The organism is Bacillota bacterium (assembly GCA_040754675.1).
Lineage (GTDB): Bacteria > Bacillota > Limnochordia > Limnochordales > Geochordaceae > Geochorda.
The window spans coordinates 1-1,827 of record JBFMCJ010000715.1; the positions used below are offsets into that span (position 1 = coordinate 1).

Below are 1,827 nucleotides of genomic sequence, written 5' to 3' on the forward strand. Positions count from 1 at the left end.
CACGCGCCCGAGCCTCTCCGCCGCCCCGGATCCTCCAACCAAGCCCGGTCCGGAAGGTAAAGCTCGGGCTTAGCCCGACTTCCTCAGCCCCGCCCGCTCCGCCCATAACTCCAGGGCTCTGGCCGCGCCCGCAGCCGAAACAGCAGCCTCCCTCAGCGCCGCAAGGGCCCTGGAAACGTCCTCGTCCGCGCCGCTCTTCGCCGCTTCCAGCAGGCAGCAGGCGCGCACCAACACGGGAACCTCATCGAGGGCTCGCGACAGGAGATCGTCTGCCACGGTCGCTCCCTCCCCCGTCTAGCCCGCCCAACGCAGGATTCGCATCTGTCTACAGGTCCCTGGTCCCGGGCAAAGGGCATACTAGCCCCCAGAGGGACAACTGCGCACGGCGTCCCGGCAATCATCGGTCGATGGCCTTTCCGGGTCCGCGTGCACCCCGCAGCCCGCTGCTCACGGGTCCGCAAACACGCCCGCCAATACGCGCAGCCCCGTGCCCACGTCCGCCAACCCGGCTGCTCACCCACACAGGACCGGTGCCACCCCGTGTCGAATCAAGGCGTGGCCGCCCGGGGCGGGAAGCAAAACCAGCCGGCGGGGGCTTTGGGCACGACCGCAGGCCCTCGCAGAAATTCGCACGTTGCTCCCATCCAACCCGCCCCGGGTGGCCTCCCGCACTCTCCGGCCCAAATACCGAAGGCTGCTGCGCGTCGTCGGCACTGCCCCGGCTCCATCACACCACCACCGCCAACAGGTTGAAGACACGCCGGTTGCGCACGCACCCCCTGTGCAGAGTGTGGATTGTGTGGATAACTCGCACGCACACCGGCCGCCGCCCTGCCTTCCCAGGCGCTGACCCGGGCCCGGCCAAAGGGGCCTCCCTGCAACGTCCAGACAACACCGGCACCGTGCACGGCCTTCTCCTCGGGCACGGCAGGCAGGACGGGCAACCAAATCTTGCGGCGATTTCACCGCCCTCCTTCCGCCGATGCGCCCGGCTCCACAGCGCCACTGGCACGCTGGTGGTGTTCCAGGAACTCATTCCACCTCATGCTGAGGCGCCGCCTTGATGTCGCGGTAGAATCCTCGGCAAACGTTTGCTCCAGCATCTCATAGTACCGCGTGTACCGGTGGCGAATCCAGGCCCTGGCAGCCAGCGCCGTCTTCTCCTCCAACGTGAGCTTCCTCGTCCGCCCTACGCGGCCGCTCCCCACCACCGCCGCCCGGGCAGCCGCACCCCGGGCGATCTCTTCGGCCAGAGCAGCGTGCTCCGGGGCGAAGTCCAGGTAAGCCAGAATCGCCTGCTCCAACTGCCGCCCGTACCGCTCCTCCGCCTTCTCCCGCACCCTGGCCGACGCAGCACGGCGCCGCCCGCGAACCTCCTCCGTCTTCTCCGCCAGCCTGCGGGCCTCGGCAACCGCTTCCTCGGGGGCCAGCAAACCCAGGGTCTCCGTGTGCCCGGGGCGGAGCCGCACCACCGGCCAGTAGCGCCCCCATTCCTTCACCTTGCGCGTGACGAAGTGCTCTCCGCGCGGCAGGAAAACCCAGCCCGGAGGTGTCCTGACCAGCCCAAGACCGGGCGTCCACCACACATCCCAGCCGTCGGTCTCATCGGGTATCTCGTCGGGGCGCGCCGGGTACACCCGGAGGTTCGCCGCCTCCAGATCCGGTTTGCCTGCGGGCACTCTCCCTTCGGTCTCCATGCTCTCGCCAACCCGCCCACTCCGCGGCCGGGCGAATCCCCAGCGCCAACTTGCCGCCCGGGTCCTGCTTGCAGCCCGGGATCACTACCTGGCCCGGATTCGGCCAATCACCTCATGAAACGCCGCGTCA

The 1,827-nt window shown here is 69.1% G+C and carries 2 protein-coding genes; both read right to left on the reverse strand.

The genetic code is table 11. The annotated features are described in order from the left end of the window. Window positions 1–69: 69 nt before the first annotated feature. Window positions 70–276: a hypothetical protein gene (locus AB1609_22850; protein MEW6049273.1), complete on the reverse strand. Its 207-nt coding sequence runs from the start codon at window positions 274–276 to the stop codon at window positions 70–72. 686 nt (window positions 277–962) lie between these two features. Beyond that, window positions 963–1,697 carry a DUF2293 domain-containing protein gene (locus AB1609_22855; GenBank protein ID MEW6049274.1) on the reverse strand — a complete coding sequence of 245 codons (735 nt, stop codon included), beginning with the start codon at window positions 1,695–1,697 and terminating at the stop codon, window positions 963–965. Window positions 1,698–1,827 lie beyond the last annotated feature (130 nt).